This window comes from Kosakonia sp. HypNH10 (genome assembly GCF_029850615.1).
Lineage (GTDB): Bacteria > Pseudomonadota > Gammaproteobacteria > Enterobacterales > Enterobacteriaceae > Kosakonia > Kosakonia cowanii.
The window spans coordinates 268,711-282,233 of sequence record NZ_JAOTIU010000003.1; the positions used below are offsets into that span (position 1 = coordinate 268,711).

Below are 13,523 nucleotides of genomic sequence, written 5' to 3' on the forward strand. Positions count from 1 at the left end.
GGAAACCATATTCTCCGCGAGAAATAACACGATCAGAAACCGCTGCTTCAATTAATCAGCGGCTTTTTTTGCAGAAATATTTCACTTATTAAGCGATTTCGAACACACAGCAAGGCGTGAGTAAACAACAGGTTAAAAAATAAAATGACAAATTATACGGATGTGGCGGTGAAAGAGCAGAATATGGGGCCCGGATTGTGCTTTTTACTGCTGTCAGTGGTTTGGGCAGGCGTATTTTTCCTGCCTGAAGCTATTATTTTTATTCTTCCCGGGATGATGGCATTTGCACTGCTGTTTTTTATTTATTACCTGGCATCGGAAGGGCATCTTGCCGGTATGCTGCGTGGCATGGTTATCAGCTTCATTTTGATGGTAATCGCCGCGGCCATTCCGATTATTGGTTGGATAGTTCTTATCTGCTGGATTTTGTACAACATCGGCAAAGCGTTTGAAGGTATTAAGAATTTGCTGCCGGATGCTCTGCTGAGCGTAGTGCTTTGTGCCAGCCTCTTAATTCCTGTTATTTATCACCTTAATAGCGACAGCAATGTGTGGCTGACGGCAGGATGCGGTGTGGTCTACTTTATCGCGGCGGTGGCCTCTGTCGGGCGTCTCAATGAACGTTCGGCTACGCCAAAACACACTTTTTTCCTCTTTTGTGTGATGTTGCTGTCTGTACCGATGATTATGCTGCTGATTGCCTCGATTTTCGCTTCGCTGCGCGCGGCTTTCAGGATGAGCCTGGTAAAAACCTCTGCAACCCTGCCGCAATCCGTTAGCGGATACACCACTGCACGAGGAACCGTCGTTGCAGACTATACGCGCAACGTTACCCAAACGGTGGTCACCTCGACGATCGTTCCTGGCGCCGGAGCCGTGGGCGCATCGCTAACCCGCTCGCTGGCTGAAGTGAGCACGCCTGCGGATGAACAGCCTGTCTACCTGTTGAGCCATGAAACAGAGCAGCGCTACGCGACGAACAAAGATCATCACTTCTATCGCTACGATCAACTGAATGATAAAAAAATCGCTCATTTTATTCAGGCCGTTGCCGCAGCGGGGACATTACCGCCGCTTAAGAAAGACGATCTTCTTTTTTACTTTGATGAAACTCTGGCAGGAAAGGGCGATCGTGGCGTGGTGTTAACCGATGAGGCTATCTTCTGTTTACCTGGCATGTTTGAGGCTGAAGACAAATTCTTCACGCGGTTCAGTGATATTAAGAAGGTGACTTTTTCCGGTGCGTTGAATAAGCAGATTACGCTCTGGCTGAAAGAGGGAAAAAAACAAAAAATCACGCTGACGCAATCGAACGCCGGTGCGAAAAAACTCTTTGAAGTCATTGAACTGGCGATTGCCTGAGAGAAGATAAAAAAACTCCACGCAACTGCGTGGAGTTTGTGGTTTACCTGATGCTGCAATTAAGTAGCGTGGAAAAATCCCCTTTATAGATAAGTTATTAAACGAACAGTTATGAATAACTTTCCCGCGTGGCTCCGCATAGTCGTTTGATTTTAACCGGTCCATATCAACTGTTAAAAAACGCTTTTCCCCGCAGAATCGCAGCGCATCAGGCTGCTTTTTATTAACTGCATCACAAAACCTTAAAAAATCTCCGCAAAGTTGAAACCGGGCCCGCTCGCATCCCACTCAACGCTATCGTTGCGGGGTGAGCTACTCATTTCGCAAGTCATCAACTGACCGGTTGCTGATAACCGGCACAACCTGGCGGAGTGAGAATTATGGAAGGAATTAGACGCCCAACTTCCCCTGTACAGCACGATACGATTGAACTGGCCTCGCGCGGTGGGCCATCAACCAGCGCAGTCGCTACGACAACCCCTGCTGCGAGGGCGCGTTTAGCGGAGATTGGGCGTATTGCGAATACGCTGCATAACGCCTGTAGAGGCGGGGCGGATGTACATGAATACCTGGATGATATAGCTGTTGCCCTGCACGATGATTTGCACCAGACGGACGATCAGGTAAAAGATGTGCTCAAATTTGCTCGCAGCTGCGACACGATGATCATGGCTAAGGCAAAGGGGGCTATTGGCATGACCTATGCCCTTTCCGGTGTCCCCGGCGATCTGGTCGGTAAGGGGATAGCAAGCGCGATGAAGCTGGAGCCGGGCACTCCCATGCACAACTTTGTCGCTGGCGTGGCGGGGGGGATGACCGCCGTAGCGTTTAAAGCCGTGCTCACACGGGTTATCGGTAGCAGCATTCAGGATTCGAGATGGATGCAGGCGGATATGGATGCGCTGCACCCTCTTATGCAGGAAGAGGCAAAAAAACGCGATACCTTTCTGCATAAATTAAAAATGACGGCGCTGGGCGGGACGGGCTTTAACGTCCGCAACCCGATTACCGGTGGGATCTCCAGTGCAACTCAGCTATTACCTGAAAATAAGCCGCGGCCAGAGCCGATGGGGATTATACAAGGCGCGCTTAAGCCGGGTTATGCCATTAATCAGATTGCTGGTTTTGGCCTGACCTCGGGTGCAGGTTCATTGAGTGGTGTCGTTGAAAACTACTACGACAACCTGCACGGCGCGGAGTTTTTATTTGGCCGTAACGACTGGAAGGATCGTTATATGGCGCTGTCCAACGGCAAGAAGAATAGTGGCGAGGGTAGCCACTTCGATGCGGTGTGGGCGCACGCAAAATCGCCAAAACGTTGGGTTGAGGGCGTTACCACGCTGAGTGCATTAAGCGTGGTAGCCTCTGAGGCGATGGAAGCCCTCGGTTTAGGCACCGGCTCGGGCGCAGCGCGCGTGGCCAAAGGTGGCTTCGAGAAAATTTTCACCGACAGTAAGAAGGGGGCGGCTGAGATCGCTTTGGAGCTGGCGAAAAAAGGCAGCTTCCGCGCTTCCCGCGAAAGTGTGGGCAATGCGGCGGCCCTGATACCGAACGCCTATTCTTACTTCCAGCAGGGCTTGTTCGGTCTTCTGTATAAGGAAGCTGAGGGTGCAGTGGCAAACAAGCTGCGCCCGAAGGCCGCCGCCACTACCGGTGAGGGAGCGCCGGTAAGTTCCGGCGCAAGACCGCCCGCAGGCGAACCGCCGGTAGCGGGTCCGTCAACCGAACCGCAGGCGCCAGCCGAAGAGGCCCGCCGTGAATCGCCGGAAGCGCCAGTTGTTGAGGCTCGCCGTGAAAGTTCACCGGAAGCACCGGAGGTAGAGGCCCGCCGTGAATCGCCTGAAGCGCCGGAGGTAGAAGCCCGACGTGAAAGTTCGCCGCAAGCGCCTGCCGTTGAAGCCCGCAGGAGCGATTCACCGGCAGCGGGCGAATCGGACAGCGCCAGCGTCCATTCGCATACCTCCGGCCCGTTGCGTAACACTCCGCCCGGGCGTTCACCCGAGATGCGCCGGAGTGATACCTATGCATGGTGGCAAACTTTCCCGGGGCTGGCGAATATCAAAAGCCCACAGCCTGAGAATTTAACGCAGGCCGACTACGAAGCCATCATCGCCCTACTTGAAACTGAAGCAGAGAAGATGAGCGAGCGTATCGCCGAGATGATCCCGCTGCCGGACTCCTTACCGACATCATCAGCGTCATCAGCAGCGTCCGGGTCATCCGCCTCATCAGAAGCCGCAGGGCCAGCAGGATCGCCAGAGCCTGAAGAGCCGAAAAAGGCCTCCTGATCCCCCCCTCTTAAAAGCCGCAGCGATGCGGCTTTTTTTTCGCCTGAATTTTCGCTGTAGCACGCTCAGCCCGGAACCCACGCCTCGCGCTTTCCACTCAATCATACCCCGGTCATACCGGGAGGGATGCGTCAGCGTGACTGGCGCTAATGATGACCCTTTGTTGAGAGGACAGAAGGATGAATATCTCGTCAGGTCCGGTTTTCGGGCCGATACAGCCGCAAATGCCTGATTTTAGCGCGCTCAATGAAAAAAACGTTGCCTCGTTCAGCCCGACAGATTTTGCTGGCGGCAGCCAGGCGATTAACTTTGGCAATGATGCCATGAGCGGCACGGATTTCAGTAGCCTCACCGCCACGCCCGACAGTGAGAGCAATATGGATCCGATGCAGATGCAGGGCCTAATGCAGCAGCTGGGCCCGCAAATACAAGCATTACTGCAACTGTTGATGATGCTGCAGCAGCTCTTTTCCGGTCAGCAGCAAAATAACAGCGCAGGAGCAGGAGCAGGTAGCGGCGGCGGGGCCGGGATGCCGGGCGGCTCAGCAGAAGAGGGGGCTGCGCCCGCCGCACCGGTGAACGCCGCAGTGCAGCAGCCTGCCGGCGCCTCTGAGCAACCTGGCACTGCGGCACAACCGGGCTCTCCCTCCAGTGCTGCCCTGAACACACCTGCCCAGCAGACACCGACATCTGGCGGCGTTCCGCTGATAAAAGGCGAGTCGGGACTGCATTTACCTGCGCCGCTACTCGATCATGAGAAGGCGATAATGCATGCCGCCAGAGAGACCGACCAACCGCCTGAAGTGCTGGCGGGGCAAATCTGGCAGGAGTCACGCGGGAAAATCGATGCGACCACCGTTAACGGCGGCAATGGGCTTTCCGACAGCGGCCTGATGCAAGTCAATTCGAACACCTTCGCCGATCTGCAAAGCAGATACCCGCATCTGTTGGGAGCGGATGCCAGCCCCTCCAACCCTAAAGACAGCATTATGGCCGGTGCGCTCTATTTGAAAGAGCAGCGGCAGGCGTTTGGCGGCGATCTCGGTGCCGGGCTGCGGGCCTATAACTCAGGGCCGGGGAATGTGAATGTCAACGATCTGACAGATATCTCGAAAACCGGTACCGGCGATGCAACCTATGTCGGGAAAGTGCTCAATTTTGCCGACGTTATCTCCAGCGGCAAAGGTACGTTACCTGCATAGCAGGCAAAAAAAGTCCCTGTACCAGGTACAGGGACAAACATCAGCAAGGTAATAAATCAGGCAAACGGCGGCGGTTCGTTCTTCCCTTTCCCTCCGGCATTCTCCACCGCAATCTGCACGGTGTCGGTAGCGGCCGTAATGCCCCAGCCAATCGGCCCGCGCGCCACGCTCATACCACCCTCAGCCAGTCCTTTCAGACCACCGGTAAAGACTTCGCCCAGGTTACGGGCCTCGCCAATGTTGTTGAAGAAAGGCGCAGCAACAGATTTGAGAATCGGGATATTCGACAATATCTTGCCGAACTCGCCCATGCCCCACTGGAAGTTGTCCTTATTGGTACCATCCTTACGCACGTGCGTATCATTGGTTTGCGGCAGCTGTTTATTCTCCGGCAACATCTTCAGCCCCTGTTCGGCGATATCCTTCAGTACGCCCGCCTCGGTACCGTGACGCGCGTCGCCATCTTTCGTGATGCCCTCTATTTTATCGTTAGCAGAGATCTCCGTTCGCTCGCTGCCATCACGGGCATTAAGGCCTTTGATGCTGTTTAACACGCAGGCCATGTTGTACGCCGCATCAGCACGACTCTTCGGATCTTTATTGGCGTCCGTCCAGTCGCCGAAACGCTCTTTTAACTGCTCGCGCTTGATATCTTTCTGATTGCCGAGGTTTTTCAGCACCGGGTTTTCATCAATGATCTGCTCGGCGCTGCGGTTATCTCCCGGCGGACGGCCCTTCAGGTTCTCTTCCGTCGGCCTGACGCTGGTGTCCTTCTCGCTGGTCCGCACGCCATCGCCCGTTGCCTGCGGCGCTTCTTCACCTGCGGTTTCGCTGGTAAATAACGCTTCGGGCATCGTTTCCTCATTGGCTGCGGGATCAACAAGCGCACCCAGTCCAACCTGCTTTAACAGCTGATCGAACTGTTGGGTCGGATCGCCCAGGCCCGCCAGCGGCGTTCCGCTGGTTCCGGAGTAGCAGATCGGCAGATCGTTACCCAGACCCGGCAAGGAAGATCCGGGCAGGGGAGTGGTTAATGGCAGGTTACCCGGCAGTTGCCCGCCGGGTGAAAAAGCGGGGGTGATCCCCCCCGCGCCAGGTACTTGCATAACCATATAAGCCCCCCTGAATTAGAGCTGCGTATTCTTCTGGGAAGATTGCCCCTGACCGCCGCCCAACAGCCCCTGCAACAGTGACGTCAGCCCTAACAGCGACAGCAGGTTTTGCATCATTCCGCCCTGCTGACCACCACCGTCAGCCGCTCCCTGAGCAGGTGCCTGCGGTGCATTACCGCTCTGCTCTCCGCTCCCGGCCCCTTTGCCTTTATCAAGGCCCATCAGTTGCTGAAGCAGTTGCTGGAGCATCTGCATCAACTGCTCAAGCGGGTTACCACTCTTATTCGCGCCCTGGGAAGGCGCAGGGGTCGTCGGCTGTTCCGGCTGCTGCGCCTTATTACCGCCGCCCAACAGCTGTTGCAGGCCTAACAGCATCATAAGCTGCTGCATTAAGCCACCGCCCGGCAGGGAGTTGCTGCCGCTCGCAGGCGCATTTGCACCATTTGACTGGCCGTTACTTTGGCTTCCTCCGAGGCCGCCAAGACCGGTCAGCGACGCCAGCGTACTCAGGCCACCAAAGGCGTTACTGGCAAAAGAGAGCGGGCCCATTTTCGAATTATTGAGGAAAGATAAAGGCGAGGACTTGCCTGGCTGGTCGGGCAGGTCTGGTTTACCTGACGGCGTGCCCCCCGGTTTGCCTGGCATATTCGCCGGCGGGAAATCGGCTCTGTTTGCGTTTGTTGCTCCACCACCAAATCCTGGAATCTTCATAAATGTGTTCCTCAGAGTTAATAAGTCAGCGATTGGTTGGGCAGCAGCAGTAGCGGTAACATTTTGCAATCCTAATTCATGCTGATTGCACAATTTTACCTTTCGGGCTGATGCTACCTCGCACTGTGAGTGGTGATTGTTGCTGGGTAGTTCCGCCTGAAAATTTCCGTTTGTGACGCGGATTCCGAGTTTTGAAACTTATCGTCACCGCCGTGCATTCTTCAATGCTTTGTTTTTTTGACTCTTTTTTCAAATCCTGTAAGGAAATCCTTACCTGGTGAGCGGCTATCCCTACAAAATAATAATCCTGGACTGATAGCGGGGATTACGTGATTGAGTGAGAGTGAGGCCGCTGTAAATTTGTAATTCTTTACATCAGGCTCAACTTCCAAAAAATCCACAAGCGCTGAATTACCCGCGCGTCCCGTGCAAGGCGCGCTTACGTGAAGCTAATGGAGAATGTATGGTTCGTCTTACCAGGACAGAGTTAATCCAGGGGACTGCAGATGAGGGGAGTGCGGATAACGTTTTACGCCAGGTTGACTCCCGGCCACATGCGGCGGCGGGTTATCCGGAACCTGTGACCGATATCCATGCCCATCTGTATAAGATTTTAAATACGATTGCACCGTTAAAAATTGATGTCTTGATCGAGGGGGAGACGGGTACCGGGAAAGATGCACTGGCCCGGCGGTTGTATCAACTTTCCGGCTGTCGCGGCCCGATGGTGGCGGTTAACTGTGCGGCCATCCCGGAGACACTTGCCGAAAGTGAGCTATTCGGGGTGATGGCCGGGGCGTTTACCGGCGCGAGCACCTCCCGCGCAGGCTATATCGAGAGCGCCAATCACGGCATGCTGTTTCTGGATGAAATAGACAGTATGCCGCTCACGGTGCAGGCCAAGCTGCTGCGGGTACTGGAAAACCGGGCGGTGGAGCGACTCGGCAGCACCAAAAGTATTGAACTCGATCTGCGCGTGGTCGCCGCCTCGCAAATTCCGCTCTCGCAGCTGGTGGCGCAGGGGCGTTTTCGCCGCGATCTCTTCTTTCGCCTCGACACGATTAAACTTGCCACGCCAACCGTGCGGTCGCGGCCGGAGCTGATCCTGCCGATGTTTCGCCGCTTCACCCAGGAAGCGGCGATGCGCCTGAACCAGCCGCTGCCGCCGGGGTCGCCCGTGCTGGATGAAACCCTGCTGCTGCATAGCTGGCCGGGGAATATCCGCGAACTGAAAGCGGCGGCGGAACGCTTTGTGCTGGGCTTGCCACCGCTGTGCTGTGAGATAAAGCAGGAGGGGCGCGGGCTATTGAAAGAGCGACTGCGGCGCATTGAGCGCAGCCTGATCCACGACTGCCTGAAACGGCACGGTAATCGTATTGATGACGTTATTCTTGAGTTAGGGATCCCCAGGCGCACCCTCTACCACCGCCTGAAACTGTTAAAACTTACCGCCTGACATGTCGCCCGCCCCTCTCGCGGTGGGCCAGACGGCGTTTTCTGCATAAATTTTTTCTTTGCGATGGAACCAGGTGGCTTCGTTTATCACTTAATGAACGCAACACCCAAATACAACCCATCATTAACGCGAGGAATTACTATGTCAGGTGCTAGCTTACTTGCCAACGGGATCACCAACGCCGCCTCTGCTTACACTCAGGTTGCCGGTGCCTATAGTGGTGCGAAATATATGGTTCGATCGCAACAGGCGATGGACAGAATGCAGGAAAACCAGGCCGATAAAATGGATCGCGATGTAGAGTTCCAGCGCATTAACGGCATCGCCGAAAGTAATGCGCAGGCCGCGTCTGCCGCAGCCCAGGTCAAAATTCAGTACTAATCGACTCCGGCAGGGAGACGTTATTCACGACTCCCTGCTCACTCACCTACAGGAGTTTTGCTGATGAAAGTCTCTCAATCTCCCTCGCTTACTTCCGAACCGGTACCGTCAGTCGAAATCTACGATGAAGCCCCGTCGGCGGAAGATATTCAATGGTTTAATGCCCGGCTTAATGGCCCTGCGCCTGAGAGCAGCACGTCGGCTTCTTCAGAGCCGGGCGTGGTTGGCAATATTCTGCAATCCCTTAGCGGCAACCAGCGTGCGCAAAAAGATGCCTTTCACGATCTCAGGGTCGCGTCGCGATCCTCCAGTGCGGAGGATTTCTCCCGCGCCAATGCGCAGCTGTCCAATTACTACATTGAGAGTCTGATGAACGCCAAAGTGATCGCCAAAACCGTTCAGTCAGTCGACAAACTCAGCAACCTGCAGTGAATCCTATGAATGGCTCTGTCATTAAATGCCTCTGCGCCCTGTGGCTGGCGCTGCTGCTTACCGGCTGCGGTGACCAGACTCAGTTGCACAGTGGGCTTTCGGAAAACGATGCCAACGATGTGGTGGCAGAACTGAGCCGCTTTAAAATCGAGGCGGAAAAACAGGTCTCCAAAGAGGGCGTGAGCGTCAGCGTTGCGCGCGGTGATATCGAGCGGGCGGTGAATATCCTCAATGCCGCCGGGCTGCCGCATCAGGCGCGGACCAACCTCGGTGCGGTTTTTCAGAAAAGCGGCGTTATCTCCAGCCCGCTGGAGGAGCGCGCCCGCTATATCTATGCCCTGTCGCAGGAGGTAGAAGCGACACTGTCACAAATTGATGGCGTCGTGGTGGCGCGCGTGCATGTGGTACTGCCGGAGCGTATCGCTCCCGGCGAGCCGGTACAGCCCGCTTCCGCCTCGGTATTTATCAAGTATCACGAAAACCTCGATCCGGACAGTATCGAACCACGCATTCGCCGGCTGGTGGCCACCAGTATTCCGGGGCTGGGCGGACGCGATGACCGCGACCTGGCGATCGTCTTTGTCCCGGCGAAAGCCTGGCAAGATAAAGTTGAAATGGTGCAACTGGGGCCGTTTCAGCTGACTCCGGAGCGTTACGGCATGGTCAAAATAGTGACAACCTGCTTAGGGGTGCTGCTGCTGTTACTGGTGGCAAACGCATTTATTCGACAGGCACTCAATCGCAAGCGCCTGGCTGCACAGGCGAAGTGACGGATATGCTGAGCGCTGCGCCCGACGAGGAACTCGCCCTGCGCTGGCTACGCTGGTGGCACGCTGACTTTTGGTTACAGGCCGATGAAAGCTGGCGCACCCAGCCGCTGGCCCGCTTATCAGCCCCTTTGCAAAAGCACTATCTACGCCAGCATGCCGCATGCTGGCACCGCACGCTGGGGGTAACGGGCGAGCTGGTAGCGCCGGAGCCGATGGTGCTGGCAATCAGCGACTTAAGCTTTGAACAGCGCGCGCAACTGTTGGTTCTGGTGGCGGAAATTTGCGCCGGAGCCATGCCGCTACCCGCTGAGTTAAAGATCTGGCTGCGGCGTGTGGCGAAAGGGATGCGCACGGAGTGCTGGCTGCCCGCCGGGCTCTTCACCGCAGGCGGCAGCGCCGACAGCCTCTGCCTGTTGCAAGCGTTATTCCCGGCCATCTGGCCACGCCTGCGGCTGCTCTTTCCTGCCAGCGACGCGCCGGTAAGCCCGGCGCTCTCACTGCCTGTCCATCGTCTGCGTCCTTTATGGGAAGTGGCGCTCTGGCAGGTGCAACAACATTCGGAAGAGACGCGCGATGTGGAAACTTAAACGCCTGCACCTGGCGGAAGGTAGCGCGCCAGGTGGTAATTTGTTACGCCGCGAGGAGATTGCGCTCGGGCTTGAAGCCGCCTCAATTATCGAGTTGGCCCACAAAGAGGCGCAGACGATCCGCGAGCAGGCACGCGCTGAGGCGCAAGCTGAAAGGGAGGCCTGCCAGCGTGAATGGGAAGCCGCGTTCTGGCAGCAGGCGCAGGCGCTGCTTGCTGGCTGGCAGCAGCAGCGCACCGCCGAAGAGGCGCAGCTGGTGGTGCTTGCCGGGAAGATTGTCAACGAGGCGCTGCAACACCTGCTTGATGAGGTGGACGATGAGCGCCGTTTTCACGCGTTGCTCAAACAGCTATTGCGTCACTATCCGCGCCAGCAGCAGGCGACGCTCTATTGCGCAAGCCAACAGGAGCAGGAGATTAACGGCTGGCTGGCCGCACAGCCGCAGCTTAGCTGGACGCTGTGCGCCGACCCGGCGCTTGAGTCAGACCATTTGCGGCTCATCACTGATGCGGGCGAACTGATGGTTGACTGGCAAACGCTGCGCCAGCAGCTCGCGCCCTCGCTTGCAGAAGAGGGGGCATAAAAAAAAGCAAACTGTGTGGAACTGCTTCGCTTGCCGCACCACTTAAGAGTGGTGCCTAACAAGAGGAGTGAACATCATGAGTTCAAACGATCTGTTTCAGCGTCAGTTATCTTCCAACTCCACCCGCAAACATCATGAAGCCTATCAGTTTGCCCGCGATATCTCGGGCGAATCCTTCAGCCTTGCGGATATGTATGCCTTCCAGAACCGGCTGCAGGATATGTCCAACGCCAGTTGGGCTAGCTCGCAATATACCCAGTTTAAGTTTGGTATCCGTAAAGCGATTATCGACGCTATTAACTAAGCCCCTGTCAGCAAGGAGTCAGGCGTGTTTACGTTTTCTTTTCCGGGCCGCCTGCTGGCGGCCATTACCCTGCTGATGCTGAGTATGGGCATGACTAACGCCCGTATGCCGGATGAGTGGAAAAACGGTGCGTATGCCTATTCGGCAGATAACACCCCGCTTAGCATTATTCTTGAAGATTTTGCCACCAGCTTTGGTGTCGAGATCAATCTTGGCACGCTGGGCGACAGCAATGTCACTGGTAAACTGCGCGCAGACAGCCCGGAAGCGTTTCTTAATCGCCTGGCGCTTGAGTATCGCTTTCAGTGGTTTGTCTACAACGACACGCTCTACGTCAGCCCGCAGGCCGCGCAAACTTCTCAGCGTATTGAGATTTCGCCGGAAGCCGCGCCGGATCTGAAAGAGGCGCTGCGCGGTGTCGGCCTGCTGGAGCCACGCTTCGGCTGGGGCGAACTGCCGGATGAGGGCGTGGTGCTGGTGACCGGCCCGCCGGAGTATGTGCGCCAGATAACTGAATTTGCCCGGAAATCGGAGAGCAAACCGGAAGCCGAGGAGAGTAAAGATATGATGGCATTCCCGCTGCGCTATGCGGCAGTGGCGGATCGCACCATTCGCTATCGCGATCAGGAGCTGCTGGTGCCGGGGGTAGCCACCATTCTCAATGAACTGCTGGGCCAGGCCAGTAACGCCTCTGCCGGTGGCAGCTCATCAGGTCAGGGGGATGATGAGCAGGTATCACGTGAACAGTCGCAAACGATTTTGAATGAGCTGATTAATCGCAACATGCCGGTCTCCGGGCGTAAAAAAACGCCGGTCAGCAAGCTGGCGGGGAAAGTGTCGGCGGATGTGCGTAACAACCTGCTGCTGGTGCGGGACGATCCGAAAACCCGCGGCTCTTATCAGGCGTTAATCAACTCCATTGATGTTCCGCAAAAGCTGATTGAGATCGATGCGGTGATTGTCGATATCGACCGCAGCGCGCTGAAGCGCTTCTCCAGCAGCCTGGGCGGTCAGTTCGGCAGTGTCGCCAGCGGCGCTAATATGCTCTCCGGTGCCAGCACGCTGTTTGTCACTGATTTCCAGCGCTTCTTTGCCAGTATCGAAGCGATGGAGGGGGAAGGGACGGCAACCATTATCGCCAACCCGACCATCCTGACGCTGGAGAATCAGCCTGCGGTGATTGATTTCAGCGATACCGCCTTTATTCGCGCCATTGGCGAGCGGGTGGCGGATATTCAGTCTGTCACCGCCGGGACCAGCCTGCGGGTGACGCCACGCGCCATCAGCACCTCACAAAAATCGGCTATCCAGCTCATTGTTGATGTGGAAGATGGCAAGCTCAATAAAGATGACGAGGGCGATGCGCAAGGCACTCATAACGCCGCGGTCAGCACCCAGGCGCTGGTGGAAGCGCGCCGCTCATTAGTATTGGGCGGATTCCACTCCAAAGAGACGGGCGATCGCGAGCGACGCATCCCGATCCTCGGCAGCATTCCGCTGATTGGCAAGCTCTTTACCTCCACGCGCTACGAAACCTCCCAGCGTGAGCGGCTGTTTATTATTACGCCGCATTTGATTGGCGACCAGGTCGATCCCTCGCGCTATATCGCTGCCGAGTCGCGCGAGCAGCTTAATAACGCGATGGATGAAGTGAGCAACCGGCATAAATACACCGACATTCGCGGAATGGTGGAGGGCGCGATGCGCGACCTGGCCCTGAACCGGGTGCCGACGGGGATGACCAGCGGCGGCACCGGCCAGACTCTCTCCGCGTTATGCCGTATTCCGGGCGCGTTCCAGAGCGATTTCCGCCGCCATCAGTGGTACGGCAACAGCAGCGTACAGATAACCGTTGGGGTGATCACCAATAACACCCGTCAGACGCAGCGGTTTGATGAGAGCGTCTGTCGCAGCGATCGCACGCTGGCGGTGGCAGTCTGGCCGCGCGCTGAACTGCCGCCGGGAGGATCGGCGGAGGTGTTTGTCGCCTTCGACAGCAATGCCCCGGCACGTCCGTCGCGCGCTTCGCTGCTCTCGGCATCAGGCGGCGCACCGGCACAAAACTTCAACTGAGCTGATAAGGAAAAAGCATGTTACTGCGAATGATGTTGCTTGCCGCCGCCGCGCTAATGCTGAGCGCCTGCGCGCGGCCGCAGGCCGGGTGTAATGACGTAAGCTGCCGCCCGTCGTCCGATCTGCATAAGCTGACCATCTGGTGGCAACCGCAACTGCGTAATGGCCCGAACGACTACACGCAGATAGCGGTCGATAACTAACCGCGTTTCGGCAGTCTCAGACCCCGGGCGATCGCCGGGGCCGTATTTGAGCGAGGATC

14 protein-coding genes are annotated in these 13,523 nt (G+C 56.5%); 12 read left to right on the forward strand and 2 right to left on the reverse strand.

The annotated features are described in order from the left end of the window. Positions 1-168 precede the first annotated feature (168 nt). From N7V53_RS10685 to N7V53_RS10695, 3 genes are all read left to right on the forward strand, one after another. Positions 169-1,362 carry a hypothetical protein gene (locus tag N7V53_RS10685; RefSeq protein WP_279793369.1) on the forward strand — a complete coding sequence of 398 codons (1,194 nt, stop codon included), beginning with the start codon at positions 169-171 and terminating at the stop codon, positions 1,360-1,362. A 380-nt stretch (positions 1,363-1,742) separates the two neighbouring features. Next, positions 1,743-3,650 (forward strand): hypothetical protein, encoded by a 1,908-nt coding sequence (locus N7V53_RS10690; RefSeq protein ID WP_279793370.1) that lies wholly within the window; start codon positions 1,743-1,745, stop codon positions 3,648-3,650. A gap of 179 nt (positions 3,651-3,829) precedes the next feature. Then, the gene (locus N7V53_RS10695) at positions 3,830-4,852 is read left to right on the forward strand and encodes a lytic transglycosylase domain-containing protein (protein WP_279793371.1); all 1,023 of its coding nucleotides are present in this window, start codon (positions 3,830-3,832) and stop codon (positions 4,850-4,852) included. A 56-nt stretch (positions 4,853-4,908) separates the two neighbouring features. Here N7V53_RS10695 and N7V53_RS10700 read toward each other — a convergent pair whose 3' ends face one another. After that, on the reverse strand, positions 4,909-5,964 hold the full coding sequence (locus N7V53_RS10700) for a hypothetical protein (protein WP_279793372.1): 1,056 nt from the start codon (positions 5,962-5,964) through the stop codon (positions 4,909-4,911). Between the two features lie 15 nt (positions 5,965-5,979). Continuing rightward, entirely contained in the window at positions 5,980-6,675 is a 696-nt protein-coding gene (locus tag N7V53_RS10705) for a hypothetical protein (RefSeq protein WP_124968157.1), read from the reverse strand. A gap of 463 nt (positions 6,676-7,138) precedes the next feature. Here N7V53_RS10705 and N7V53_RS10710 point away from each other — a divergent pair, with 463 nt between their 5' ends. From N7V53_RS10710 to hrpT, 9 genes are all read left to right on the forward strand, one after another. After that, entirely contained in the window at positions 7,139-8,131 is a 993-nt protein-coding gene (locus tag N7V53_RS10710; RefSeq protein WP_279793373.1) for a sigma 54-interacting transcriptional regulator, read from the forward strand. A gap of 141 nt (positions 8,132-8,272) precedes the next feature. Next, positions 8,273-8,512, forward strand: a complete 240-nt coding sequence (locus N7V53_RS10715; protein ID WP_023478588.1) for a hypothetical protein — start codon at positions 8,273-8,275, stop codon at positions 8,510-8,512. 63 nt (positions 8,513-8,575) lie between these two features. Next, positions 8,576-8,944 (forward strand): EscI/YscI/HrpB family type III secretion system inner rod protein, encoded by a 369-nt coding sequence (locus tag N7V53_RS10720; RefSeq protein ID WP_279793374.1) that lies wholly within the window; start codon positions 8,576-8,578, stop codon positions 8,942-8,944. Positions 8,945-8,949: 5 nt separating this feature from the next. Beyond that, complete coding sequence (sctJ, locus tag N7V53_RS10725; protein WP_023478682.1) at positions 8,950-9,714, forward strand: type III secretion inner membrane ring lipoprotein SctJ; 765 nt, start codon at positions 8,950-8,952, stop codon at positions 9,712-9,714. A gap of 5 nt (positions 9,715-9,719) precedes the next feature. After that, positions 9,720-10,301 (forward strand): serine kinase, encoded by a 582-nt coding sequence (locus N7V53_RS10730; RefSeq protein ID WP_279793375.1) that lies wholly within the window; start codon positions 9,720-9,722, stop codon positions 10,299-10,301. Continuing rightward, positions 10,288-10,884: a type III secretion system stator protein SctL gene (gene sctL, locus N7V53_RS10735; RefSeq protein WP_279793376.1), complete on the forward strand. Its 597-nt coding sequence runs from the start codon at positions 10,288-10,290 to the stop codon at positions 10,882-10,884. The genes N7V53_RS10730 and sctL overlap by 14 nt, the downstream gene beginning before the upstream one ends. 76 nt (positions 10,885-10,960) lie before the next feature. Then, entirely contained in the window at positions 10,961-11,188 is a 228-nt protein-coding gene (locus N7V53_RS10740) for an HrpF protein (RefSeq protein ID WP_124968163.1), read from the forward strand. A gap of 24 nt (positions 11,189-11,212) precedes the next feature. Continuing rightward, complete coding sequence (gene sctC / locus N7V53_RS10745; RefSeq protein ID WP_279793377.1) at positions 11,213-13,261, forward strand: type III secretion system outer membrane ring subunit SctC; 2,049 nt, start codon at positions 11,213-11,215, stop codon at positions 13,259-13,261. A 17-nt stretch (positions 13,262-13,278) separates the two neighbouring features. Then, positions 13,279-13,464, forward strand: a complete 186-nt coding sequence (hrpT, locus tag N7V53_RS10750; protein ID WP_094419739.1) for an HrpT family type III secretion system protein — start codon at positions 13,279-13,281, stop codon at positions 13,462-13,464. Positions 13,465-13,523: the final 59 nt, after the last annotated feature.